Annotated in this window: 22 protein-coding genes and 1 riboswitch; of the genes, 15 read left to right on the forward strand and 7 right to left on the reverse strand. The window is 39.4% G+C overall.

Annotated features, from left to right (window positions below; genetic code table 11):
* The first annotated feature begins 88 nt into the window (after positions 1–88).
* From parE to I6F50_RS08090, 6 genes are all read left to right on the forward strand, one after another.
* Entirely contained in the window at positions 89–1,978 is a 1,890-nt protein-coding gene (gene parE, locus I6F50_RS08065; protein WP_024590690.1) for a DNA topoisomerase IV subunit B, read from the forward strand.
* A 29-nt stretch (positions 1,979–2,007) separates the two neighbouring features.
* Positions 2,008–3,102 (forward strand): sorbosone dehydrogenase family protein, encoded by a 1,095-nt coding sequence (locus tag I6F50_RS08070; protein ID WP_165727199.1) that lies wholly within the window; start codon positions 2,008–2,010, stop codon positions 3,100–3,102.
* 10 nt (positions 3,103–3,112) lie between these two features.
* Positions 3,113–5,407 carry a DNA topoisomerase IV subunit A gene (gene parC / locus I6F50_RS08075; RefSeq protein WP_010553285.1) on the forward strand — a complete coding sequence of 765 codons (2,295 nt, stop codon included), beginning with the start codon at positions 3,113–3,115 and terminating at the stop codon, positions 5,405–5,407.
* Positions 5,408–5,569: 162 nt separating this feature from the next.
* On the forward strand, positions 5,570–6,283 hold the full coding sequence (locus I6F50_RS08080) for a 1-acylglycerol-3-phosphate O-acyltransferase (protein ID WP_024590693.1): 714 nt from the start codon (positions 5,570–5,572) through the stop codon (positions 6,281–6,283).
* Positions 6,283–6,618, forward strand: a complete 336-nt coding sequence (gene rraB, locus I6F50_RS08085; protein ID WP_007585369.1) for a ribonuclease E inhibitor RraB — start codon at positions 6,283–6,285, stop codon at positions 6,616–6,618. Before I6F50_RS08080 ends, rraB begins: the two co-directional genes overlap by 1 nt.
* 1,115 nt (positions 6,619–7,733) lie before the next feature.
* A complete protein-coding gene (locus I6F50_RS08090) occupies positions 7,734–8,921 on the forward strand; it encodes a polysaccharide lyase family 7 protein (protein ID WP_165742187.1) in 1,188 nt (395 codons plus the stop codon).
* Between the two features lie 88 nt (positions 8,922–9,009).
* Here the strand turns inward: I6F50_RS08090 and I6F50_RS08095 are convergent, their stop codons facing one another.
* Positions 9,010–9,981, reverse strand: a complete 972-nt coding sequence (locus I6F50_RS08095) for a zinc transporter ZntB (RefSeq protein WP_165740541.1) — start codon at positions 9,979–9,981, stop codon at positions 9,010–9,012.
* Positions 9,982–10,266: 285 nt separating this feature from the next.
* On the opposite strand from I6F50_RS08095, the gene I6F50_RS08100 reads away from it, so the two are divergent.
* The 3 genes from I6F50_RS08100 to I6F50_RS08110 are packed head-to-tail and all read left to right on the forward strand — an operon-like array spanning position 10,267 to position 12,654.
* Positions 10,267–10,701 (forward strand): ATP-dependent zinc protease, encoded by a 435-nt coding sequence (locus I6F50_RS08100; protein ID WP_007585784.1) that lies wholly within the window; start codon positions 10,267–10,269, stop codon positions 10,699–10,701.
* Positions 10,702–10,703: 2 nt separating this feature from the next.
* Complete coding sequence (rimK, locus tag I6F50_RS08105; RefSeq protein ID WP_002961977.1) at positions 10,704–11,609, forward strand: 30S ribosomal protein S6--L-glutamate ligase; 906 nt, start codon at positions 10,704–10,706, stop codon at positions 11,607–11,609.
* Positions 11,596–12,654, forward strand: coding sequence for a succinylglutamate desuccinylase/aspartoacylase family protein (locus I6F50_RS08110; protein WP_007585786.1), 1,059 nt, complete (start codon positions 11,596–11,598; stop codon positions 12,652–12,654). Before rimK ends, I6F50_RS08110 begins: the two co-directional genes overlap by 14 nt.
* A gap of 104 nt (positions 12,655–12,758) precedes the next feature.
* Here the strand turns inward: I6F50_RS08110 and I6F50_RS08115 are convergent, their stop codons facing one another.
* The 4 genes from I6F50_RS08115 to recQ form a co-directional block, all read right to left on the reverse strand.
* Complete coding sequence (locus I6F50_RS08115; RefSeq protein ID WP_197175913.1) at positions 12,759–13,331, reverse strand: mechanosensitive ion channel domain-containing protein; 573 nt, start codon at positions 13,329–13,331, stop codon at positions 12,759–12,761.
* 69 nt (positions 13,332–13,400) lie between these two features.
* On the reverse strand, positions 13,401–15,110 hold the full coding sequence (locus I6F50_RS08120; RefSeq protein ID WP_197119791.1) for a BamA/TamA family outer membrane protein: 1,710 nt from the start codon (positions 15,108–15,110) through the stop codon (positions 13,401–13,403).
* Between the two features lie 171 nt (positions 15,111–15,281).
* The gene (locus I6F50_RS08125; RefSeq protein WP_007583724.1) at positions 15,282–15,566 is read right to left on the reverse strand and encodes a DUF3630 family protein; all 285 of its coding nucleotides are present in this window, start codon (positions 15,564–15,566) and stop codon (positions 15,282–15,284) included.
* Between the two features lie 7 nt (positions 15,567–15,573).
* Entirely contained in the window at positions 15,574–17,397 is a 1,824-nt protein-coding gene (recQ, locus tag I6F50_RS08130; RefSeq protein WP_010553279.1) for a DNA helicase RecQ, read from the reverse strand.
* A 385-nt stretch (positions 17,398–17,782) separates the two neighbouring features.
* Here recQ and I6F50_RS08135 point away from each other — a divergent pair, with 385 nt between their 5' ends.
* Positions 17,783–18,238, forward strand: a complete 456-nt coding sequence (locus tag I6F50_RS08135; RefSeq protein WP_197119790.1) for a thioesterase family protein — start codon at positions 17,783–17,785, stop codon at positions 18,236–18,238.
* 51 nt (positions 18,239–18,289) lie between these two features.
* Positions 18,290–19,207 carry an EamA family transporter RarD gene (gene rarD, locus I6F50_RS08140; protein ID WP_165740539.1) on the forward strand — a complete coding sequence of 306 codons (918 nt, stop codon included), beginning with the start codon at positions 18,290–18,292 and terminating at the stop codon, positions 19,205–19,207.
* Between the two features lie 17 nt (positions 19,208–19,224).
* Here the strand turns inward: rarD and I6F50_RS08145 are convergent, their stop codons facing one another.
* A complete protein-coding gene (locus I6F50_RS08145; RefSeq protein WP_024592846.1) occupies positions 19,225–20,460 on the reverse strand; it encodes a response regulator in 1,236 nt (411 codons plus the stop codon).
* 86 nt (positions 20,461–20,546) lie between these two features.
* Positions 20,547–20,921, reverse strand: coding sequence for a DUF413 domain-containing protein (locus tag I6F50_RS08150; RefSeq protein WP_007583734.1), 375 nt, complete (start codon positions 20,919–20,921; stop codon positions 20,547–20,549).
* 91 nt (positions 20,922–21,012) lie between these two features.
* Here I6F50_RS08150 and I6F50_RS08155 point away from each other — a divergent pair, with 91 nt between their 5' ends.
* The 4 genes from I6F50_RS08155 (at position 21,013) to I6F50_RS08170 (ending at position 25,157) form a co-directional block, all read left to right on the forward strand.
* Entirely contained in the window at positions 21,013–21,885 is an 873-nt protein-coding gene (locus I6F50_RS08155) for a LysR family transcriptional regulator (RefSeq protein ID WP_010553277.1), read from the forward strand.
* Between the two features lie 166 nt (positions 21,886–22,051).
* Positions 22,052–22,984, forward strand: a complete 933-nt coding sequence (locus tag I6F50_RS08160) for a porin (protein WP_197175914.1) — start codon at positions 22,052–22,054, stop codon at positions 22,982–22,984.
* A gap of 67 nt (positions 22,985–23,051) precedes the next feature.
* Positions 23,052–23,176: riboswitch (cobalamin riboswitch) on the forward strand.
* Positions 23,177–23,338: 162 nt separating this feature from the next.
* Positions 23,339–24,151 (forward strand): ABC transporter ATP-binding protein, encoded by an 813-nt coding sequence (locus I6F50_RS08165; protein WP_165741358.1) that lies wholly within the window; start codon positions 23,339–23,341, stop codon positions 24,149–24,151.
* Between the two features lies 1 nt (position 24,152).
* On the forward strand, positions 24,153–25,157 hold the full coding sequence (locus I6F50_RS08170; RefSeq protein WP_165727209.1) for an iron ABC transporter permease: 1,005 nt from the start codon (positions 24,153–24,155) through the stop codon (positions 25,155–25,157).
* Positions 25,158–25,160 lie beyond the last annotated feature (3 nt).

Consider the following 25,160-nt stretch of genomic DNA (forward strand, 5'->3'; position numbering starts at 1 on the left):
GGTTAGTTACTATATTAACGCTTTAGCGCATATAACAATAAAACTAGTAAAACGTATTAGAGCCTTAGCGGATATAAAGACAAAAACTATGAGTGATCAAAATTATAACGCCGAAGCCATTGAAGTACTTAATGGATTAGATCCGGTAAAACGACGCCCAGGGATGTACACAGATACAACACGTCCCAATCATTTAGGCCAAGAGGTTATCGATAACAGTGTCGATGAAGCTATGGCGGGTCATGCTACTCGTATCGACGTAATACTCCACGAAGACAATTCGCTTGAAGTAAGTGATGACGGGCGTGGTATGCCTATTGATATTCACCCAGAAGAAGGTATCCCTGGGGTTGAATTGATCTTCACTAAATTACACGCCGGTGGTAAGTTTTCTAATAAAAACTACCAATTTTCGGGTGGTTTGCACGGAGTAGGTATTTCGGTAGTAAATGCGTTATCTACGCGTGTAGAAGTAACAGTACGACGTGATGCTCAACAATACAGAATGGCATTTGAAAGCGGCGATAAAGTAGAAGACTTAAACGTAATTGGTACAGTCGGTAAGCGTAACACCGGTACTACGGTTCGTTTTTGGGCTGATGTTAGCTACTTTGATTCACCAAACTACTCAATTACCAAGCTTAATCATTTATTAAAAGCCAAAGCCGTTTTGTGCCCAGGACTGCGAATTAAGTTTGTTAATAAGCAAACAAAAGAAACCCAAGAATGGTTTTATGAAACAGGCTTAAAAGACTATTTAGTTGAAGCAATTAAAGGTTTTGAAACATTACCGCAAGACCCGTTTGTTGGCGAATTTAAAAGTTCAATTGAAGGCGCTGACTGGGCTGTTGTATGGCTACCAGAAGGTGGTGAATCAATAGCTGAAAGCTACGTAAACCTTATTCCTACCGCGCAAGGTGGTACGCATGTAAATGGTTTACGCCAAGGTTTGCTTGAAGCAATGCGTGAATTTTGTGAGTTTAGAAACTTACTCCCTCGTGGTGTGAAATTAACGCCTGATGACATTTGGGATCGTTGTAGTTACGTGTTATCGGTTAAAATGCAAGACCCTCAATTTGCCGGTCAAACAAAAGAAAAACTATCATCACGCTCGTGTTCTGCGTTTGTATCGGGGGTTGTAAAAGACTCGTTTAGTTTATGGTTGAATGAACATACTGATACCGCAGAATTATTAGCTGAGTTATGTATTTCAAATGCACAAACTCGCTTGCGTGCAGCTAAAAAAGTAGTGCGTAAACGTGTTACTGCCGGTCCTGCTTTACCGGGTAAACTTACCGATTGTAGCGCTGCTGATAACGACCGTACCGAATTGTTTTTAGTGGAAGGTGATTCTGCTGGTGGCTCTGCTAAACAAGCAAGAGACCGTGAATTTCAGGCTATCATGCCGCTACGTGGTAAAATTTTGAATACCTGGGAAGTTGAGTCAGGCCAAATACTAGCATCACAAGAAGTACACGATATTTCAGTGGCGCTGGGTATTGATCCAGAATCAACCGATATGTCGGCATTACGCTACAATAAAATTTGTATATTGGCCGATGCTGACTCGGATGGACTACACATCGCAACACTATTATGTGCACTGTTTGTTCGCCATTTCCCAGAGTTAGTAAAAACAGGGCATGTGTATGTAGCAATGCCGCCATTATTTAGAATCGATATTGGTAAAGAAGTTTATTACGCACTTGATGAGCAAGAAAAAACCGCTATTTTGGCGCGCATAGAAGCCGAGAAAAAACGCGGAAAAGTAAACGTACAACGATTCAAAGGTCTGGGTGAAATGAACCCGTTACAACTGCGCGAAACCACGATGGATCCAAATACACGACGTTTAGTGCAGCTTACGCTTGATGAAGAAGTAGAAACCATGGAAATGATGGATATGCTGCTTGCTAAGAAACGATCGCCTGATCGTCGTCAATGGTTAGAAGATCATGGTAACAAGGCACTCGTTTAATTACCTGTGCTTAACACTAGGAGAGGCGAATGAAAAAACTACTAGGAAGTTTGCTGTTACTTGGGCTGACTACCGCTCCTGTAATGGCGAAAAATATACTCGATAAGCTCACAGTCGCACCGGGATTTGAAATAAGCTTATTTGCAAATGATGTAGAAAATGCACGTCAAATAGCCGTTTCAAAAAAAGGTATTGTGTATGTTGGCTCTCGCAAAGCGGGCAACGTATATGCGCTTATTGATCATAATAGCGATGGCGTAGCAGATAAAAAAATTGTTGTGGCTAAAGGCCTAAACATGCCCTCTGGCATAGCAATTAAAGATGGCGATTTATACGTAGGTGAAGTGCATCGTATTATTCGCTTTAAAAATATTGATACCCAATTAAAAGATCCAAAATTTGATGTGGTTTATGACGCATTACCGAGCGAGCGTCATCATGGTTGGAAATTTTTACGTTTTGCACCAACGGGCGAGCTAATCATTCCGGTGGGTGTACCGTGTAATATTTGTGCTGAGGATGAACGTTTTGGTCGTATTTTTGCGCTTAATGTAGAAACAAAACAAATAAAAACAATAGCCAAGGGCGTTAGAAACACCGTCGGTTTTGATTTTCATCCAGCTACTCAAGCTTTATGGTTTAGTGATAACGGTCGCGACATGATGGGCGATGATATTCCGCCTGATGAGTTAAACCGTGCAACGCAAGAAGGTGAGCATTTTGGTTTTCCGTATGTTCATGCCGGTGCAATTATTGACCCTGAGTTTGGTGAAGGTAAAAATATTGCCGATTACACGTCGCCAGCTCTTGCACTTGCTGCGCATGTAGCGCCACTGGGTATTCATTTTTATAACGGTAAGCAATTTCCAGCAAGCTATAAGCAACAATTATTTGTTGCTGAACATGGCTCATGGAACCGTTCTAAAAAGTCAGGTTATAAAATAGGGCTAGCAACAATTGAAGTAGGTCGCGTAACTAAATATACGCCATTTATTACTGGCTTTATGAAAGACGAAACAACATTTGGACGCCCTGTTGCATTTGCAGAATTAGGTGACGGCAGTCTGTTAGTAAGCGATGATTACGCCAATGTAATCTACCGTGTAAGCTATAAGAAAAACTAGGTAAGCTTTAATGAGTGATACAGATACCTTGCTAATGCAAGGAATTGAGCAACAAACAATGGGGCGTTTTACCGAAGACGCCTATTTAAATTATTCCATGTACGTGATCATGGACCGCGCCTTACCGCATGTAGGTGATGGTTTAAAACCAGTACAGCGTCGTATTATTTATGCGATGAGCGAGCTGGGTTTGTCGGCTAACGCTAAGTACAAAAAATCAGCCCGTACAGTGGGTGACGTGCTTGGTAAGTACCATCCACACGGCGACAGTGCATGTTACGAAGCGATGGTATTAATGGCGCAGCCGTTTTCTTACCGCTACCCTTTGGTAGATGGACAAGGAAACTGGGGTGCGGCAGATGACCCTAAATCGTTTGCAGCAATGCGTTATACCGAAGCGCGTTTATCTAAGTTTTCAGAAGTACTATTAAAAGAGCTTGGCCAAGGCACCGTAGATTGGACACCAAACTTTGATGGTACAATGGATGAGCCTGTTGTACTGCCTTCTCGTTTACCGCATATTTTACTAAACGGTATAACGGGTATTGCCGTAGGTATGGCAACCGATATTCCGCCACATAACGTACGTGAAGTGGCTAGTGCATGTTGTTTATTACTTGATAAACCAAAAACAGAGCTTGAAGAATTACTTGAGCTTGTACATGCACCAGATTACCCAACAGATGCTGAAATAATTACTCCAAAAGCCGATATTCATAAAATATATAAAACCGGTCGTGGGTCTATCAAAATGCGTGCGGTTTATACCGAAGAGCATGGCGATATTGTTATTACAGCGCTGCCGCATCAATGTTCTGGTGGTAAAGTACTTGAGCAAATTGCAGCGCAAATGAACGCTAAAAAATTACCAATGATTGCCGATTTACGTGACGAGTCAGATCACGAAAATCCAACACGCATTGTAATTATTCCGCGCTCAAACCGCATTAAAGCTGAGCCATTAATGGCGCATTTATTTGCAACCACCGATCTTGAAAAAAATTACCGCGTAAACTTAAACATGCTAGGCCTAGATGGCCGCCCGCAAGTTAAAGACTTACGCTGTATTTTAAGTGAGTGGCTAATATTTAGACGCGAAACAGTGCGTCGTCGTTTGCAGTATCGTTTAGATAAAGTATTAGCACGTCTACATATTTTAGAGGGTTTGCTAGCCGCCTTTTTAAATATTGATGAAGTGATTGAAATCATTCGCAGCGAAGATAAACCAAAGCCTGTATTAATGGAGCGCTTTGATTTAACTGATACGCAGGCAGAAGCAATTCTAGAATTAAAACTTCGTCATTTAGCAAAACTTGAAGAGTTTAAAATTCGTGGTGAGCAAGACGAACTGGCTAAAGAACGTGATAAATTAGCGCAAATTTTGGGCTCAGAACGTCGTATGTCGACACTGCTTAAAAAAGAAATTCAAGAAGCCGCTGAAATGTACGGTGACGATCGTCGCTCACCAGTGATTGAGCGCTCAGAAGCGAAAGCACTTAACGAAAAAGATTTAATTCCGTCAGAGTCAGTTACTGTTGTGCTATCAGACAAAGGCTGGGCACGCGTTGGTAAAGGTCATGACTTAGATGTACAAGGCTTAAATTATCGCTCAGGTGACGGCTTTAGAGCCTCTGCTCGTGGTAAGAGTAATCAACCTGCGGTATTTTTAGATTCAGCAGGGCGGGCGTTTGCAACTGATGCGCACAGTCTACCTTCGGCGCGTAGCCAAGGGGAGCCAATGACAGGTCGTTTTAACTTAACACCAGGCGCTAATTTTGAGCACGTGGTAATGAGTGAAGACGAGCAAGTATTGCTTATGGCGTCAGATGCAGGTTACGGCTTTATTACCGACTTCAAAGACTTGGTTAGTAAAAATAAAAACGGTAAAGCGCTCGTAAGTGTCCCTAAAGGTGGAATATTACTTTCTCCTATTAGAGTGAACGATGTTGCTAGCGATTACTGTATGGCTATTTCTAACGAAGGTCGAATGCTTTTATTCCCGCTGCGAGACTTACCAAAATTAGGTAAGGGTAAAGGTAATAAAATCATCTCTATACCAGGTGCTAAAGTACAAGCCCGTGAAGAGTTTGTAAAAGTGCTTGCTGTTGTACCACTAGGTAGCAGTGTTACGCTTCATGCTGGTAAGCGTAAACTAACACTTAAACCAAGTGATTTAGAGCATTATCATGGTGAGCGAGGACGTAGGGGTAATAAACTACCGCGTGGCTTACAGCGTGTTGACGAAGCTGTTGTTGAGCTAACACCTCAAGATGATGAACCAATAGACGTTATTAGCGAAGAGTAGCCAATTACTTTTTTGTATAAATAAAAACGGTCTGCATTTGCAGGCCGTTTTTGTTTTAAAATAAAGAGCTTAAATATTTCAGCGTACACTTGTGCGCTATTGACTCGTTTGTGTCACAAAATAACGCTATAATAATTATAATTCATTTTTGGAGAAGCCCATTTGCTAGCTGTTATACGCGTTTTTATTATGCTGCTGTTTATATTATTCAGTTGTATTTTTGGTTTATTACTTTCGATTGTAAGACCATTTCACCCTAATAATGTACATATTATAGCGGGTTGGTTTGGCTCAATGGCTAAAATGGTTGGCGTTAAGCTAGTTCTAACACGTCATAAAGATGCCGTTGATCCAGGTCCTGCAGTTTATGTTGCTAATCATCAAAATAGCTACGACTTATTTACAGTGCCAGCAATGGTGCCAAAAAACTGCGTAAGTTTGGGTAAAAAGAGCTTAAAGTGGATCCCATTTTTTGGTCAGCTTTATTGGTTGTCGGGTAATATATTAATAGACAGATCGAATCGCTCCAAAGCGGCAGGAACTATCTCAAAAGCAGCCGAAAAAATTAAAAATAATGGCTTATCTGTATGGATGTTTCCAGAAGGCACACGAAGCTATGGAAGAGGGTTACTACCATTCAAAACGGGTGCATTTCACACCGCAATGAGCGCAGATGTACCCATAATTCCGGTATGTATGAATACAACACATAAAACCATTAAGCTAAATCGTTGGGATAATGGTACAATTCACATCGAAATGTTAGCGCCTATACCGCTTGATAAAGAAATTAGCGCGCGTGAGCATGCTAAAAGCGTGCATAGCATTATGGCTGCTAAAATAACTGAATTAGATGCTCAAGTGAGAGAAAAATAATGGAAAACTGGCGTGAAATAAGTGAAGACATCGTAAGTTCACTACTTGAAGATGGGTCAGACCCTGAAATACTTTATGAAGTAGAGCACCACTTTGTGTGTGAAGACTTTCCTAAGTTAGAGCAAGCTGCACTTGCTGCTTTTAAATTGGGTTACGATGTTGAAGAACCAGCAGAGCTTGAGCTTGAAGACGGTAACAAAATTTGGAGCTTTGACATTGTAGTTGAAGCTGAGCTAGACGTAGACGTTATTATGGAAGACGTTGATAAGCTAGCGCAACTAGCCGTTGAGTGCGAAGTTGAGTACGATGGTTGGGGTACTTACTTTCAAGAGTAATTAGCTGACTGTTATAAAAAAGACGATCATTGCAAAGTGCTCGTCTTTTTTAATGCCTGTAAAAGCGTGCTACCAAACATGCGCTTCCCCTAGGTTTTTTTCTAGGGACGATTAACTCTTTGTTGCCTAAATGGATGTGGTAAGGGGCGTGAACAGGACGCGGAAGCTTTGCTCGGTTTTTACTTATTTTCACATGGAAGTAAGCCAGTAGCGTAACGCAGGAGTAGTTACCGAGCCAGCTAGGTTACAAACCCCGCGCCGCGATTTAACCGCCCCCTAGATTAAACTAATTTCAATCCGCAAAGGACAACATGCCGAGTTCTGCTAAAACTTTTAATTCGAACTAAATCAAATCAACCTTCTAGGTGTTTTCAATAGTTTATTTAAAACTTATTGGTATGTTTTGTACAAATATTATTAATAAATTATCTATAGAAAATAAAATATCCACCTTCACTGAGCTCAAACACCTCTTAAATTTTCTAAGCTACCCTTCACTAATATAATAATACTTTCATCTTTAAATTCTTATTTCAAATGCATTTCGTTCTGCCATTATTAAATTTTATTTTATATAAACAGTCTAAATTAATTGGTTAACCAGTGGTATTCTAGTTAATTAAACTGAACGTAAGCTTTACTGCATAAAATAAAATGAAAACCAATTTTGTTATTACAGGAAATGCGATTTTTGAATTTTTAATAAATTACCAATTAAAGTTTTATTTAATGCTTTTTCATTATTTTATATTTTTCCCTTATCTGGGTTTTGTTGTTTTTTGACGGTGATTTATTTTAAGTCTCTGTTTTTATTTGTTTTTATTATATGTTGATTTAATGAATCTAAATGAAATCAATACTTATTACCTATTAAATAAATTGTTGCAAATTTATTACAAGCAATATAACTTGTGTCTCAGCCCAGCTGGCAATAATCATTGGTAATATTTATTTGTAAACCAGGAGCGGTTTTTTTACATTTAATTTATTACCAATTACACATAAAAACACAAGTTAAAACCTATTTGCAGGCGGTGATCTAGGCTCAAGTGAAATACTCATTTATAGCCATGTAGTAAGATTTTTTCATGTACAGGTTTGGAGAAATAAAGATAATGATTAACCAAAAATCCCTATTTATGCTTGCAGCAATGACTGCTAGCTCAAGTTTTGTACAAGCGGCAACTGTTAATAATGCTGGATTTGAAGATGGTTGGAATAACTGGAATGAAACAGAACCAGCGGCTATTTCAGGTAGTGCTTACAAGGGCTCTAAATCATTAAAAATTCAAGGTAGTCCAGGGCGTGTTTACCAGAATGTAGATGTAGATCGAAATACTCAGTACACGTTAAGTGCGTACGTACTTGGCAAGGGACAAATCGGCATTAACGATCTTAATGGTTTGTTTAAAAGTGAGAAATTTAACGTTTCTTCGTGGACAAAAGTATCTAAAACTTTCACAACAGCTAGCACTAATTCATTGCAAGTATTTGCTAAGCATGACAATAGCTCAAACGATGTTCGCTTTGACAGCTTTTCATTAACTAAGGGAAGTTCTTCTGGCGGCGGAGACACGGGTGGTGGTGATACTGGCGGTGGCGACACTGGTAGTGGTTCCGGCATAGCAAGCAATATCACCAACGGTAGTATTTTTGACCTTGAAGGTAACGATCCTCATCCATTAGTAAATAGCGACACTTTAGAGTTTGTTCCTCTAGAAGCGCGTCATATCACTCCAAACGGGAATGGCTGGCGTCATGAATATAAAGTAAAAGAAAGTGCACGTGTTGCAATGACTGAAACCTATGAGGTTTTTGAGGCAACTGTAAAAGTTGAAATGTCAGATGGTGGTAAAACGATTATTTCTCAGCACCATGCTAGCGATACGGGTACGATTTCAAAAGTATATGTTTCAGATACTGATGAATCAGGTTTTGATGATAGCGTAGCAGATAACGGGATTTTTGACGTTTATGTTCGCCTGCGTAACACCAGTGGTAAAGAAGAAAAGCATGCACTAGGTACTATTAGAAGTGGTGGTTCATTCAATCTAAAAGTAGTTAATAATTACGGTGATGTAGATGTGACTGCATTAGGTACTACCTTTGGTATTCCGGTAGAAGATGATTCAGAATCTTACTTTAAGTTTGGTAATTATTTACAATCACAAGACCCATATACACTAGATGAGTGTGGCGAGTCAGGAAACTCAGATTCATTTAAAGAGTGCTTTAAAGATTTAGGAATTACAAAAGCTAAAGTAACAATGACTGACGTTAGTTATACGCGTAAAACTAACTAATTATTTAGTAGTTTAGAAAGCCACTCAGTTTAAAGCTGAGTGGCTTTTTTAATGCTTTTTTAATGCTTTTTAAATGTATAAACTTAATCTATAACCATTTTTTATTTTTAAAATACACACCAATACCGCCAGTAAGTACAATCAAAAATATAACAAACGCACTAAACGCATAGGGGCTCTCGGTACCCGGAATACCTCCTACGTTTACGCCTAACAGGCCGGTTAAAAAGCCTAAAGGTAAAAACAATGCAGCTACAACCGACATTACATACATACGCTGATTTAATTGCTCAGACACTTGGTTAGTGATTGTTTGCTGAATGATTTGCGCACGTTCAATAGAGCTATCAAGCTCCTCTAAATAACGAATAAGTAAGTTTGTTGTTTCGTTTAATTTTGCTTTATCGTCATCTAACAGCCACGGGTAGTGATTATTTACCATTGAGCTAAGGGCTTCTTTTTGCGGTTTTAAATAACGCTTTAAGGCAATTGTTTGACGGCGCAACTGTGATAAACCTTGGTTATCAAACTTTTTACTTGGTTCATCTATTTCTTCTTCAAACTCGTCGAGTGTTTCATCTAGTGAGTCAATAACGCTTTGCATGCGAGAAGTTAGTTTTTGTGTAATAGAGCATACTAGCTCAGAAATATTGCATGGGCCTTTATTTTCATTTAAACAAGCGATCGTATCTTGCACCGATAATAAACGACGTTTGCGGGTAGTAATAAGAATGTCTTCGCTAATAAATAAACGAATTGAAACCATGTCTTCAGGGCTTTGTGCTGGATTTAAATTTACACCACGTAAAAATAACATATGTCCGTTAGTCGTTGATGTAATACGCGGGCGTGTTTCATCAGCAATTAAGGACTCTAATTCGTAGTCGTTTAAATGAGGTTGTGCCTTGAGCCATTCAACAGCCTCGCTTTGGCTATAGTCCATGTGCACCCAAAGTTTTCCGTGGCTTGGTTGCCAGCTATTTAGCTCATTAGTGCTTTCAATAGGGCGAGCGCCGCCTTGTCCATCAAGTACAAGTGCATGTAGTAAACCATTAATCATAATTATTTCTCATAATAGTGTATTTTTAATACCGTTAACTATAGTGTATCTACTTAAGTATTTTAAACTTACCTTTATTTTTAATAAGTTAAGCTTAAATAGCAAAATATATGCAGAGCCTTTGGGCTGAGTAAAGTGGCATAAAGTACTATTCAGCAAGGCGTGCATTGTGTGACCAGTTGTTTAAAAAGATCAATTTAATTTACTAATCGACTAGATAAATTTATTTCGTTGGTGTTTTTTTACCTGTAGCGTATAAGTCACTTTTTTATTAAGGGCACATTTATGACAGCAAAGATCACAGTTGGTTGGCGTGAGTGGTTAAGTTTACCTGGGCTTGGTATTAACGAGATAAAAGCAAAAATTGATACTGGCGCTCGCACTTCATGTATTCATGCAATTAACATTGAAGAATACGAAGTTGACTCAGAAAAATGGGTTAAATTTACGGCCCAGCCACTGCAAGATGATGAACAAACGCAAGTCACTTGCAATGCAAAAGTTAAAAAAATGAAGTACGTAACCAGCTCAAGTGGGCAAAAAGAGTTACGTTACTTTATAGAAACTACATTGCATGCAGGCGAGCATAGCTGGCCTATCGAGCTTACTTTAACAAGCCGTGCAACAATGAAGTTTAGAATGTTATTAGGGCGTACAGCCATGGAAAATCGTATAGTCGTTGACCCGGCTTTATCTCAACTATTAGGTCGTAAGGTTTAACTATGAAAATCGGTATTTTATCTCGCAACAGAAAATTATATTCAACGCGTCGCTTAATTGAGGCGGCAGAGGCACGCGGTCACGAAGTTAAAGTGATTGATGCATTGCGCTGTTATATGAATATAAACTCTGAGCAACCAGAAATTCACTATCGCGGTGAAAACTTAAAAGAATTTGACGCAATCGTCCCGCGTATTGGTGCATCGGTTACATTTTATGGCTGTTCGGTACTTCGTCAGTTTGAAATGATGGGTGTTTACCCTGTAAATGAATCAGTCGCTATTTCTCGTTCGCGCGATAAATTACGCTCACTTCAGTTACTTTCGCGCAAAGGCGTTGGTATGCCAGTAACAGGTTTTGCTAGCAAACCAGATGATGTAAAAGACTTACTAGAAATGGTAGGCGGTGCACCTGTTGTAATTAAATTACTTGAAGGCACACAAGGCATTGGTGTTGTACTTGCTGAAACACGCAAAGCGGCAGAAAGCGTTATTGAAGCATTTATGGGCTTAAAAGCTAATATTATGGTTCAGGAATACATTAAAGAAGCGGGTGGTGCCGATATACGTTGTTTCGTATTAGGCGATAAAGTAATAGCAGCAATGAAGCGCCAAGCACAAGAAGGTGAGTTCCGCTCTAATCTTCACCGTGGCGGTAGTGCTACATTAGTTCGTATTACTCCAGAAGAACGTAAAACGGCAGTAGCGGCGGCTAAATCAATGGGCTTGAACGTAGCGGGAGTTGATTTACTTCGCTCATCTCGTGGACCACTTGTGATGGAAGTAAACTCATCACCAGGTTTAGAGGGCATTGAAATAGCAACAGGTAAAGACATTGCAGGCATGGTGATTGATTTCATCGAAAAAAATGCTTCAAGTAAAGGAACAGCAACACGTGGCAAAGGTTAAAATTAACCGTCCTTTTTCCTTATTAGGAGAGAGTGTAGGCGTAGGCGAGCGTAAAACACTTGCCTTAGAGGCAGCTAAACTTTATACCCATTCACCACTTAATATTCCTATTGAAGTGGTTAACGGTGTAATGGAAGGTCCTGTGCTTATGGTGTGTGCGGCTATTCATGGTGATGAGCTAAATGGCGTAGAAGTTGTGCGTCAATTAATTGCTAAAATAGACCCAAGCCAACTGCGCGGTACAATAATCGCTGTGCCTATTGTGAATGTGTTTGGCTTTATTCATAAATCGCGTTACTTACCAGACAGACGCGATATGAATCGTAGCTTCCCAGGTTCTGAGCGTGGCTCACTTGCTGGGCGTATGGCTTATATGTTTTTTAATCAAGTGGCAATACATTGTACCCACATTATTGATTTACATACTGGCGCTATTCATCGAACTAACTTACCGCAAATTCGCGCTAACTTAGCTGATGAAGCAACCGCGGAAATGGCTAAAGCATTCGGCACGCCAGCAGTTATAGATGCATCATTGCGTAATGGCTCATTACGAAGTGAAGCTGCAAACCTAGGTATCCCGGTTATAACCTATGAAGCTGGTGAAGCACTGCGTTTTGATCCAATCGCAATTGCGGCCGGTGTACAGGGTGTTGATTATGTTATGCGTCATTTAAAAATGATCCGTGGCAAGCGTCCTAAAAAGTTACCAGATCCTATTATTGCAGGTTCAACTAGTTGGATACGTGCCGAAGTTGATGGCATTGTGCGTGCACAAGTATCACTAGGGGAGCATGTAACTAAAGGGCAAGTACTTGCTTATATTAGTAGCCCACTAGGTGACTCTGAGCTTGAGCTTTTAGCGCCTAAAGGCGGTATTGTTATTGGTCAGCAAACTATGCCATTGGTAAATGAAGGTGATGCGGTATTCCACCTTGCTTACTTTGCAAATGACAATAGTTTAGTAGAGCAGCAACTAGAGAACTTTATTGATGAGATAAACGATTTAGATGACGAGCTTAAAACCGCTGAACTAAATAACTAATAGCTAAACTAAATTCTGTTTAGCTGAGCATTAAAAAGCCGCAGTAGGTAATTACTTACTGCGGCTTTTTTGTGAGTATTGCTTTATAAACGATGCTTTTTAAACTATGTTTTTTTAGGGCCAATAATACGTTTTATAACGGGAGCTTTTGTTGGCTTTGGTTCTTTATTTAAAACCATGACAGGGCGTGTCACAAATAAATTATTAGGGTAAATTACACGGTGCCCATCAATATGCTCAAGTACTACATTCATTAAGCCCATTTCAACAATGCGCCCTTCAATATGATTTGCACCATCAATAATTCGTACCCAATAACCAACGCGGCAATCGTTTTGAATAAACATTAGTAAAAATGCGGTGAGATTACTTAATAATGACCAAGCAGCGAAGAGTGCTACGCCCAACATAGCAAATAAAGAGGAGCCTAAAACCAATAAGCCACGCAGCTCTATACCCCAAAATACTAAAACTAAACACAGCACGACAAAGGCGAGTATAATTTTTAGTAAGAGCTCTGCACGATATTTTCGGTGTAAATCAACTTTCCCCTTAATTGCTTTTTCGAGTAATTTTTTGGTTATTTTTAATAGCAGAGGGAAAACCAAAATAGCGATTATAGTTACAATTAACTTATATTGTGATGCAAACAATTCTAAAACTTCTATTATTTCCACATTAGGCCCTGAACTTTAATACCAATTTAATTTAATTCAATTGGTATTAGTTTAACGCGTTTGTATTATTTAAAAAGTGTTTTTAACGCTCACTAACCACTGTACTGAGTCTACGTCATCGTAGCTATCAACTGGGGCTGCAATATCAATGTGGATCATGGTTCCTGAGTTTGCACGACTTGGTGCTAAACGAAGACCCACGCCTATATTTTTTAATACATGTGCGTTTTCGCCATTATCTTTATCGTTAAACCATGCTCTGCCCACATCTACAAAAGCTGCGCCACCCACTTTAAATAGTTGTAGTAAATCGTACTCCCAGTAATAGCGCTTTTCTAGATTAACTAAAAAGCTGCGGTCGCCATGTTGATAATCCATAGGGTAACCACGCAGGCCTGTTTCGCCGCCTAAAGTAAGTTGTTGATCAGCAGTAAGGTTTTTTGCGTATTGTACCCGGGCTTTAACATACCAAGATTGGTCTTCACTGGTATTTAAATAATATTGTACTTGGCTAGTGGCCATAAAGTTTTCGAGTTTTTTCTGTTCTTTATTCCAATAGCCATCAATATCAGCACTAAAACGCCATAAGGTATTATCGTTAGTAAAGTGGGCTTTTTTAAAGTTAACAGAATACACCGCGCGGCTGTCGTCATTACTTAATGATTCGTCTGAATAGCCAATTAAGCTTTTAATATTCCAACCTAAGTTTAAATCCTCAGTGCGAGATATACTGTCAAAATTGCGTACTTTTATGTAGTTATCTTCAAACCAATGGCCGCTTATAAAGGGATAACTTAAACTTCTGTCATCGGCAAGTGGTGCAAATGTAGTGTCTATAGCTTCAAAGGTATGCTGCTCGTCGGTATAACCTAAGGTTAAGCGTTGGGTCCAATTATTATTAAGCGCTTTAGAGTGTCCTATAAATGCACGGTTTAAATCAGTAGTTTGATCAAATTCGCTAAACTCTTCGCCGCGTTTATATAGTGACTCTTCGCGCTGCTCAGAATAGCTTAAAATACCGTAACTAAAAGGGGTGTCTATCGCGTAAAATGGATAGGTTAGCTCAAGTAAATGGCGCTTGCCATCGCTGTTATCAGCGTACTCTAAACGGCCGCGGTAGCGAGTAGAAAAAATATTAGGATCGTCGTAAACAAATAAATAACCGCTACGATCGCTGTCGGTCGTGCGTGACAAAGAAAGGCGCTTCCCCCAACCAAGCAGGTTTGATTCTCTAAAACCTATACTTGATTTATTTTCTCCACCGCTACGGCTAAAGTTTACTTCAGGTAAAAGTGTCCATAAATCACGGGTAACCACTTCTACATTAACGTCACCGTCGCAGTTTTCGATTGCACTAATTTGTGCATCATATAAGTAACTTTCTTTACGAAGTAAGCGCTCAGACTCGGCAAGCTTTTTAGCATCGTACTTGTCACCAGGGGAGAATAATAAAAGGTTATTAATGACATCGGGCTCTGTTTGAATATGAGCGCGGTTAGCAAATCGGAATAGGGCATTATTTTCCTCTTCAAGCTCAGTATTAAATACATTAAGTTGCTTGAGCTTTATTGAGGCTATTTTAGCGTTACTATTACTGTGCGTGAGGGTTGTTTTGTCTTGAACTTCTCGGCGTAAGTTTTTATTTGTGCTTAAATCTGTCTGTTCTACAAGGCAGTTATCAGTTTTCGTTGAAGATTGTTGTGCGAATGCATTAGGCACATAAAAGCTTAAAACCGTTAAGCTAATACAACATTGTGCTATCCATTTCTTGTTCACCATTAAACCTCTTTACTGCTACGTAGCAAATGACTATCGTAATATCAGCTTACATCATTGTTATTATAATGTAAGTAAAAGGTATGGATTTTGAAACTAATTAATTGTTACTCATATTCACTTATGTTAATAACCAACCTGGTTTAGAACCGCCTGTGGGCGGGGTATTAAAAGCTAACTTAAATAAAATGCTAAAGCGGCTAATAAGTGCTCAGCTTCATGGCCTTCGGCATTAATCCAAATACTTTGGCTGTAATGCTCATAGTTTAAATTAAAGGTCTGCTGATTATAGGTAAAGCGGACTTGATGGCGATCGGCGCCTGCAGAATACTCATTGAGTGTTACATCGTCCGAGTGTAAAAAGAGTGTGCTCCACAGTTCAAAGTCCTCATCGTGTGGAGGCTCGACTGGCGTAATTAAAATGTATTTATGGGCGTGGTCATATTCTATTTGGGTCATAACATTCTTAATTTGTAGCTAGGTAATTGCGAATTGCAGTTAAAAATTCGCCGCCGTATTTATTTAACTTAGTAAAACCCACACCCGACACTTTTAAAAATTCGCTGTCGTTTGTTGGCATAAGCTGCGCCATTTCTGCTAGCGTTTTATCATTAAATACCACATAAGGTGGTACATCATCGGCATCAGCAAGTTCTTTACGTAGTGCGCGCAGGCGAGCAAACAGTTTTTTGTCGTAATTAAATTGCGCTAACTTATCTTGATAAACGTGTTTGGCTTGCAGGCGTGGCTCGGCTAATTGCAGTGCGTACTCACCTTTTAAAATTGCACGCGCGGCTTCGGTTAACCTAAGTGACGCACCTTGCGTTATATCTTGGCTAAGTAAGCCTTGATGAATAAGCTGGCGTAAAATACTAAGCCAAAATTCACTGCTTTTATCTTTACCTATGCCGTAAGTGCTTAGCTCATGATGATTGTTATCGCGTATGCGGCTAGTATTTGCACCACGTAGTAATTCAACAATGTACCCAAGACCAAAGCGCTGGTCAGCTCTATACACACAAGAAAGCGCTTGTTGGGCAACCAATGTACCATCAAAGCTTTTTGGCGGATTTAAGCAAATATCGCAGTTGCCGCAGGGTTCGCGTTGATATTCACTAAAGTAGTTAAGCAAAATTTGGCGGCGACACGTTTGTGCTTCGGCAAAGCTTGCCATTGCGTTAAAGCGTTGTTCTTCTACACGGCGGCGTTGCTCGTCGTCTATGTCTTCAAAAAAGCGTCTTACACGGCCAATATCAGCTGGGTCAAAATACATTATGGCTTCTGCGGCAAGTCCATCTCGCCCAGCACGCCCCGTTTCTTGATAGTACGACTCGATACTTTTTGGAATATCGTAATGCAGTACAAAACGTACATTGGGTTTATTAATCCCCATACCAAAAGCAACGGTTGCGACCACTATTTGTATATCGTCACGGGCAAAACCAGTTTGTACAAATTGTCGTTGCTCGTTACTCATACCTGCATGGTAAGCGGCAGCGTTTAGCCCTGCATCTGCAATTTTTTCAGCAATATCGTCTACGCGTTTACGGCTGGTGCAATAAATAATACCGCTTTGGCTTTTTTGCTCTTTTAAGTAGCGAAGCAGTTGCACCATAGGTTTAAATTTTTCTTCTATGGTGTAGCGAATATTGGGGCGATCAAAGCTGCCAGTATGAATATAAGGCTGTTGTAGTTTTAGTTGCTCAACTATATCAAAACGGGTGGCTTTATCGGCAGTTGCAGTGAGCGCCATCATGGGTACATGTGCAAAACGTTGCTTTAATTCGTTTAAGCGAAAGTAATGAGGCCTAAAATCGTGACCCCAATGCGACACACAATGCGCTTCGTCAATGGCAAATAAGCTTACATTTAAATGCGATAAACGCTCTAAAAATTCGCGTTGTAATACTTTTTCAGGTGCCACATATAAAAGCTTAATTTGCCCCTGATGAAGCTGTTGATACACCAATTGCTGCTCTTCTCGCGCTAAGCTGTTATTTACGTAAGCGGCTTTAACCCCAAGTGCTTGAAGTTGACTTACCTGATCTTGCATTAGCGATATGAGCGGAGATATAACAATAGTGACGCCTTCAAGCACTAAAGCGGGTATTTGATAGCAAACCGATTTTCCGCCGCCAGTAGGGAGCAATACAAGCGAGTCTTGGCCGTTAATAGCAGCATCAATAACTGTTTTTTGGCCGTCGCGAAATTCACTGTAGCCAAACACTTGTTTGAGGACAGTTTCGGGTTTACGCACAAGGGTGCTAGAAGGTGGTGTTGATGTATTCATTGGCGGGTATTTTAGTGGTTTTTTAGTGAGATGTCTTTAGCTGAGTTACTTATACCAATCCGCAATACTACTTAATCAATTTGAGGGATCAAATCTGACGCTCGCTGCGTTAAAAATTTCTGATATAGAACAACTAAATAACGAGTTTTTTGCCTTGTTATAGACACTATTTTCTTACCTCCAGATAGATCACTTAATTAAGCTAATTGGTATTAACCTCAACTCTATTGTAAGTAAATTAAACTCTGGTAGTGTTGAAACCGCTTATTAAGATAGATCTGCTTCCTTAAAGTTAGGTTGCTAAGTAAATGATTTAACTAGAACCTCGTAGTTTTGCTTAAGTTATGCTTTACTCATCGTACCAGTTTAAGCATGGAGAATAATAATGAATAAAGAAATGTTAATTGAACAAGTGGGTGCATTATTTGTAAATGGCATGCCGTTTAACCAGTTTTTACAAATATCGGTTGAGTCGTTGAGCCCTGAACAGGCCAAAATTACGTTTCCGTGGAAGGATGTACTCATTGGTAACCCTGCGCAAAAAATACTGCACGGTGGTGTTATTTCAGCCGTACTTGATAATGTAGGCGGTATGCTCGCGGCAGCAAGCGTGATTGATAAGCTCACCGATTTAGATATAGGAAGTGTGCAAACAAAATTAGCCACGCTTGGGACTATCGACTTGCGCACTGATTATTTGCGCCCTGGTAAAGGAGAGAGCTTTACAGCGAGTGCCACACTTATTCGCTCAGGTAATAAAGTGTGTGTTTGTCGAATGGAATTACATAATGAACAGTCTGTTCAAATTGCTTTTGGGACAGGCACGTATTTAGTTGGATAAAACGTGTATGGGAAGTAAACTAGCGGCCTTTTAAATCACTAAGTGTTTATTATGTCGATTGATACTGAGCAGCGTAAAGGTGCTATTTTTGCTTGTCTTGCTTTTTTTATGTGGGGCCTTGCGCCAATATATTTTAAGTTGATTCAGCATGTTTCTGCCTTTGAAATTTTAATGCATCGGGTTGTTTGGTCGGTTGTATTTTTAGTACTAGTAGTAAGTGTTTTAAAGTATTGGGATAAAGTTAAACGCATTATTGTTCAGCCTAAGCTTTTGCTTATGCTTGTTATTACCTCAACATTACTAGGGTTTAACTGGGGTTTATTTATATGGGCTATAAATAATAACCATATGCTTGATGCGAGTTTGGGCTATTACATAAACCCTCTTTTAAATGTATTACTGGGTATGCTCTTTTTAGGTGAACGCCTGCGTAAGTTTCAAGGTGTAGCAGTGGCACTGGCCTTTACCGGTGTTGTGCTGCAGCTAATTAGTTTTGGCTCGTTTCCGGTAGTGGCATTTTCATTAGCTATATCATTTGCACTTTATGGGTTGTTACGTAAAAAACTACCCGTTGAAGCCTTGCCTGGCATTTTACTCGAAGCACTTATATTACTGCCTGTTGCACTCATTTATTGGTGGTTAATGGTGCCTACAACAACATCAAGCCTGCCAGCTAACGATTGGCATACTAATGCATTACTGATTAGTGCAGGTATTGTAACTACATTACCATTGCTGTGTTTTACCGGCGCCGCTAAGCGTTTGCAATACACTACATTAGGCTTTTTTCAGTATATTGGGCCAAGCCTAATGTTTATATTGGCAGTGGTGTTTTACGGTGAAGTGTTTGACGCTGAGAGATTAGTAACGTTTGCATGTATTTGGAGTGCGCTAGCTATTTTTAGTTGGGATTCTTACAATCAATCACGCAAACGTAAAAAAGCGGCTATTACAGCCGCTGAAGTATAATTAACCTAATAGAGCTGTTAGCTAACTACTTTATTACGACCAGATTCTTTAGCGTCGTAAAGCTTTAAATCGGCCTGTTTTAATAATTCATCAATTTGATAAACAGGTCCATCTGCAAAACCAATAGATATAGTAAATTTGATTTTTTCTTTACTAAACTCTTGGCTATTCGCCTCTATAAAGTACCTAAAACCTTCAAGTCTTTTTAGCGCTTCTTGTTTATCCGCATTTGCAAAGTAAACGGCAAACTCTTCGCCACCTAAGCGGGCCACTAAATACTTTTTAAAATATTTGCTAAAGCAAATGGAGAGCCCTTTTAATACTTCGTCGCCTACATCATGCCCGTGAGTGTCATTAATTATTTTAAAATGGTCAATATCAAGCATGGCTAGCGCTCCTGAACCTTGCTTATTTTTAATCTTTTTGAGTGATTTGTTTGTTTCTTCAAAAAAGTAACGACGATTAGGTAGATTAGTTAGGTAATCGGTGTTGGCTTGGCGTTTAATTGTGGCTATTTGTTCTAGCATATCGACGTTTTGGCTAAGCCTGCAGTAAAACTCTTCACTATTAAAAGGTTTATGTAAATAATCGTTTGCGCCATTTTTTAAAAATAAACTAGAAAGCCCTACAGAGTCAGAGCCCGAAATACCAATAATGGCTTTTTCGTCATTGCTATATAAGCGGCGAATTTCGCTACATAACTCATCACCATTCATGTTTGGCATTTCGTTATCAGTAATGATGACTGAAATGTCGGGTGAACTTTCGAGCATTTTTAATGCTTCTTGTCCGTCTTGTGCTTCAATAATTTGATATTTGTGACGAACTAACAAGCTGCAAATGTATCGTCGAGTCGATTTAGAATCATCAACAACGAGTACTTTTACATTTTCATTGCGAGGTAAGCGGTGTAATTGTTTTTCTAGGTATTGGTAAGCTTGTTTGTTTTCTTTAATGATGTAATCGATGATTGGGTATTTTTCGACGGTGTCGCGGGTTTTTTTATCAATATTACCCGTCATTACAATAGTTGGGATATCAGCATTAACAGTGCAGGGTACTGCTTCACCTGATGGGGCATCAGGTAATATAAAGTCAACTACAGCGCAAAAGTAGCTATTTTTACTTATAAGCTCTTTTGTTTGTGCTAATGACTCTGCTATATCAACTTCATAGCCTGCTTTAAGCGCGATGTGCTTTTGCACTCGCGCCATTGCAGGTGTATCTTCAACTATTAGTATTTTTCGCGTCACGGAACAACCCTGTTTATATTTTGCAAAAATATTTGCTTATACAAGTTGTAACTGTTAAAACGCAAAAAAGCAAATAACTTAAGTACTTACAGATTATCCGCTTCTGAATAATACTCTTGGCTAATCGGTGCCGGTCCTGACATTTTTGAGCGGCCAAATAAAGTATGAAACTTAGTTTTACAGGTCGTTAGCTTTAAGTATTTTACCCAAGCACGTTCGATTGGGTTAGTAGGTTCTTGTGAGCCAGTGACTACTGCTACAAACTGTTCTTGATGTTCGTTTTGCGGCTCAATTGTTTTACTGTATAAGCCTCTTAAAACAACACCGTGTTGTTCTAATATACTGGCTTCTAATAAGGTGAAGTTTCCGCTGCGGCTAAAACCACGTGGAAAATTCTGATCATCATAAAATTGACGTTGGCTAACAAATGCTTGGCGTAGTAATGAAATGTTATTGCTCATAGCTTTATCCTCATACCCAATTAATTAGCTGGAGTATGATGCAAGTTTGGCAATTTATTAAACAAATTATTTTTATCGTGAGGATAAAAAATTGGATATCGATTTATTAAAAACATTCGTTGAGGTAGTGCGTACGCGTCACTTTGGTAAAGCGGCCGAAAACCTTTATATTACGCAGTCTGCAGTGAGCTTTAGAATTCGCCAATTAGAGCAAGGGCTTGGTGTTAATTTGTTTATTCGCCAGCGTAATAATATTCAACTTACAGCACCTGGCGAGCGCTTATTACCGCACGCACAAATGATTATTACGGGCATGCAGCGGGCCAAAGTCGATGTTGCACTTGCCGACAATATGCATAAGCAAATTAGCTTAGCAGGAACGCCTAATATTTGGGATGCTTTTTTACAGTTTGGTATAACAAATATTGTATCGGCGATGCCGGGCGTGTCGTTAGTTGCAGAAGTTAAAGCACAACAAGAGAGCACTCGACTTTTATTAGAGCGTACTCTCGATTTGGCAATATTATTTGATCCACCAAAAGTAGATGAACTCGTAGTAGAGCGTATTTGTGAGTTGCCAATCATTCCAGTAAGCGGATACGACACCGCAACGAACGAAAACTTTTTTGATAATCAATATGTGTATGTGGATTGGGGAACTACTTTTTCTCTTTGGCATGCGCGTCAGTTTACAGGAAAAACGCCACCTTACTTTAGAACCAGCACGGGACGTATTGCACTTGATTTAATACTGCAATGTGGTGGTAGTGCATTTATACCTCAAGTATTGGTTGAAGGGCATTTAGAAAAAGGTGAGTTGTTTCATGTTAAAGGGGTAGAAAACACCTCAAGAGACGTATTTATTGCGTATCACAGAGACAACGAGCAAAAAGAGCTAATAGAAACCTTAGTTAATTTACTTTCGCAAATGACGCCAAGCTTGTCATTAAAGCAAGGTAAGTAAGTACGACCATCTACTAGGCTTTCATGTTATTTTGATTTCATATTTAATGCATTTTTATTAACAAAAAAAGACAGTAATATTTCTATTGTAATATTACTGTCATTTAGGAATGACAAAATGCAGCAGTTTTGAAAATTAGTCTTTTGTGATTATCCAAGGAAATAACATGAAATTTGTAAAATCGAGCTTATGCTTAGCACTATTAAGTGGTTTATCTTTTAATGCACTTGCCGACGTAGACATTTACGGTAAAGCGAATGTAACAGTGCAATCATCTGATGATGGCGAAGGGTCTTTTACCGAGATAAAAAGTAATGCATCTCGTCTTGGTATTAAAGGTTCTGAAAAAATAAATGATAGTTTAGAAGCGGTATATAAGTTTGAGTTTCAAGTTGATGTGTCTGATGCTGATTCAAAAGGCGATAACGACGACAATATTTCTGCGCGTAACCAATACGTTGGTTTAAAAGGTGCGTTTGGTCAGGTTGTAATTGGTCGTAACGATACTGCGCTTAAGCAATCTCAAGGTAAGTTAGATTTATTTAACGACCTTGAAGGCGATATTAAAAATGTATTTAAAGGTGAAAACCGCTTAGGAAACACAGTTAGCTACTCATCAAACTCATACGAAGGCTTTAAAGTACTTGCTACTTTTGTAGCTGAAGACGATGTAGACGCTGATAACGGTTATTCAATGGCGGTGACATACGGTGACGTGGCTCTTAAAAAGAGCGCGGTATACGCCTCTATTGCAGCCGATAGTGAAGTAAATGGCTACGACGTAGTGCGTGCATCAATCCAAGGTAAAATCGAAAACTTTAAATTGGGTGCAATGTACCAAACACAAGAAGCAGTAGATGGCAGCGCAGAAGCGGATGGTTACTTGCTAAATGCTGCTTACAGCATGGGTAGCAACACATTTAAAGTGCAATACCAAGATATGGACTTTGACGACAGCGACGATAAGTCAGCAATTTCAGTTGGTCTTGATCACAAATTAAATAAAAACATTAAAGTATTTGGTTTTTACTCAAGCTTTGACATGGACAACAATGTTGACCAAGATTACGTAGGCTTAGGTATGGAATACAAGTTTTAACGACTAGTCTAATTAGTTAGAACACTCCCTTTTTAACCGCGCTCCTTTGAGCGCGGTTTTTTTTGCTTTAAATTATTTACCCGCCCATAATAGACCCTCATTTGGAATGAGGTGCAAATCCTCAACTATTCCCGTAACTGTAATTAGTACAACGCTTTAAGTCAGATACAAATGAGCAATACCAATCAGCATAAATATTTGAACAATTTAACGAATTAAATTTATCGCTTAATAGGTTCTATATCTAAATAGATTGGTATAATTTTTTAACGAGCGGGTTTACTCATTTTTATTAATGCACTAGTTATTGTTAGCTGTATTGTTAGTGAGTACACGCCTACCAAGGACTCACTGTTGCACACTAAATCAGCGCTAAACACGCCTTTACTAAACGTTAAAAACGTATCATGGGGTATTGGCAATAAAACGATTCTCAAAAAAATAAACCTTAAAATAACCACAGGTAAATTTGTTGGTTTAATTGGACCTAATGGCGCAGGTAAATCGAGCTTATTGCGTTGTTTATATCGTTTTAATAAACCAAGTGATGGCGTTGTAGAGTTTAACAACACCGACATTTGGCAGCTAAAAAGTGATGAGTACGCAAAAAAAGTCGCGGTTGTTTTACAAGAAACCCCTTCGCAATTTAACTTAAGCGTATTTGATGTTATTGCACTTGGGCTAACGCCTCATAAATCGCTATTTAGCTCAATAACCAATATTGATAAACAAAAAATCATCCAAGCTATCAACACCGTAGGGTTAGTGGATCATATTGATCAAAGTTTTGAATCGCTCTCAGGCGGTGAAAAACAAAGAGCGCTTATTGCTCGTGCTATTGTGCAGCAACCTCAACTATTAATTATGGACGAACCAACCAGCCATTTAGATGTTAAATACCAAATACAGGTTATGGAGCTTGCTAAATCGTTGGGTGTAACGGTATTTGCATCGTTTCACGATTTAAACTTAGCCTCTGCAATGTGCGATGAACTAGTGGTTATTAAAAACGGTGAAATTACACATACAGGCACGCCAAGTGAGGTATTAACCGAAAACATGCTAGGCGACGTTTTTGGTGTTTGCGCCCAAGTAAATAACCACCCGCAAATATCGAAGTCGGGAAATAGCATCCCTCATATCACTTACTTTTATGGCTACAAATAATATGAGCGCAGTTAATACTCGCCAATCATTTGCGCTATTTATAAGTGTTGTAGCTGCTTTATTTAGCTTATTTGCAGCACTTAGTTTTGGCGCAGCAGAGACCTCACTTCAAGATGTATTTAATAGCTTTTTACTCTCAAATGATGCGTCTTTTAATTCGCGTATTATTTTTGAACTAAGAATGCCACGCACATTACTCGCCTTTTTAGCAGGCTCTGGCTTAGCAATTGCGGGGCTTATTTTACAAACGGTAACGCGCAACCCTTTAGCCGATCCTTACTTATTTGGTATATCGTCGGGTGCCTCATTTGGCGTGGTGTTACTTATGGCGCTAGCAGGCATTAGCGCAGGCTTTATGCTATCGGCAGCAGCATTGCTGGGCAGCTTACTCGCTATGAGTTTATTAATACTTATTGCAGGTAGGCAGCAAAGTGCACAGGTAGAATCAATGTTATTAGCTGGTGTTGCTCTGTCATTTTTATTTAGTGCATTTACCAGTTTGTTGCTTTATTGGAGCGACCCTCAGGCGGTAGCCGCTATTTTATTTTGGACACTGGGCAGCTTTGCTCGTGCGCAGTGGGCTACGCTTTGGTTACCTTTATTGGTAATCACATTGTGTACGTTTGTAATGCTGAGCTTTAGAAGGCAACTCAATGCTATGTTACTTGGCGATGAAAGCGCAATTACATTAGGTGTTAGGGTCCAGCGCTTTAGAATACTTATGCTGGTTTTGAGCTCATTAATTACCGCTGTGCTGGTGGCTATGTGTGGTGGTATTGGGTTTGTAGGATTAATGGTGCCGCACATTGTGCGCTTTTTTATATCCCAAGGCACCATCGCTGGCTTACTGGTAACCAGCTTAGTGGGCGGTACATTTATGGTGTGGGTTGATGTACTTTCGCGCTCCTTGCTAAAAAACCAAGAATTGCCCGTAGGCGTTATTACTGCTGCTATTGGTAGTGTGTTCTTTTTAAGTTTATTGTTTTTTAGAAAGCGAAGGGTGTAATTC

Source organism: Pseudoalteromonas sp. NZS127_1 (assembly GCF_015864295.1).
Lineage (GTDB): Bacteria > Pseudomonadota > Gammaproteobacteria > Enterobacterales > Alteromonadaceae > Pseudoalteromonas > Pseudoalteromonas arctica.

Excerpts from the sequence above, each read along its gene's own strand:
- parE (WP_024590690.1), top strand. The coding sequence starts at position 89 with ATGAGTGATCAAAATTATAACGCCGAAGCCATTGAAGTACTTAATGGA.
- I6F50_RS08070 (WP_165727199.1), top strand. The coding sequence starts at position 2,008 with ATGAAAAAACTACTAGGAAGTTTGCTGTTACTTGGGCTGACTACCGCT.
- parC (WP_010553285.1), top strand. The coding sequence starts at position 3,113 with ATGAGTGATACAGATACCTTGCTAATGCAAGGAATTGAGCAACAAACA.
- rraB (WP_007585369.1), top strand. The coding sequence starts at position 6,283 with ATGGAAAACTGGCGTGAAATAAGTGAAGACATCGTAAGTTCACTACTT.
- I6F50_RS08090 (WP_165742187.1), top strand. The coding sequence starts at position 7,734 with ATGATTAACCAAAAATCCCTATTTATGCTTGCAGCAATGACTGCTAGC.
- I6F50_RS08095 (WP_165740541.1), bottom strand. The coding sequence starts at position 9,981 with ATGATTAATGGTTTACTACATGCACTTGTACTTGATGGACAAGGCGGC.
- I6F50_RS08100 (WP_007585784.1), top strand. The coding sequence starts at position 10,267 with ATGACAGCAAAGATCACAGTTGGTTGGCGTGAGTGGTTAAGTTTACCT.
- rimK (WP_002961977.1), top strand. The coding sequence starts at position 10,704 with ATGAAAATCGGTATTTTATCTCGCAACAGAAAATTATATTCAACGCGT.
- I6F50_RS08120 (WP_197119791.1), bottom strand. The coding sequence starts at position 15,110 with ATGGTGAACAAGAAATGGATAGCACAATGTTGTATTAGCTTAACGGTT.
- I6F50_RS08125 (WP_007583724.1), bottom strand. The coding sequence starts at position 15,566 with ATGACCCAAATAGAATATGACCACGCCCATAAATACATTTTAATTACG.
- recQ (WP_010553279.1), bottom strand. The coding sequence starts at position 17,397 with ATGAATACATCAACACCACCTTCTAGCACCCTTGTGCGTAAACCCGAA.
- I6F50_RS08135 (WP_197119790.1), top strand. The coding sequence starts at position 17,783 with ATGAATAAAGAAATGTTAATTGAACAAGTGGGTGCATTATTTGTAAAT.
- rarD (WP_165740539.1), top strand. The coding sequence starts at position 18,290 with ATGTCGATTGATACTGAGCAGCGTAAAGGTGCTATTTTTGCTTGTCTT.
- I6F50_RS08150 (WP_007583734.1), bottom strand. The coding sequence starts at position 20,921 with ATGAGCAATAACATTTCATTACTACGCCAAGCATTTGTTAGCCAACGT.
- I6F50_RS08160 (WP_197175914.1), top strand. The coding sequence starts at position 22,052 with ATGAAATTTGTAAAATCGAGCTTATGCTTAGCACTATTAAGTGGTTTA.
- I6F50_RS08170 (WP_165727209.1), top strand. The coding sequence starts at position 24,153 with ATGAGCGCAGTTAATACTCGCCAATCATTTGCGCTATTTATAAGTGTT.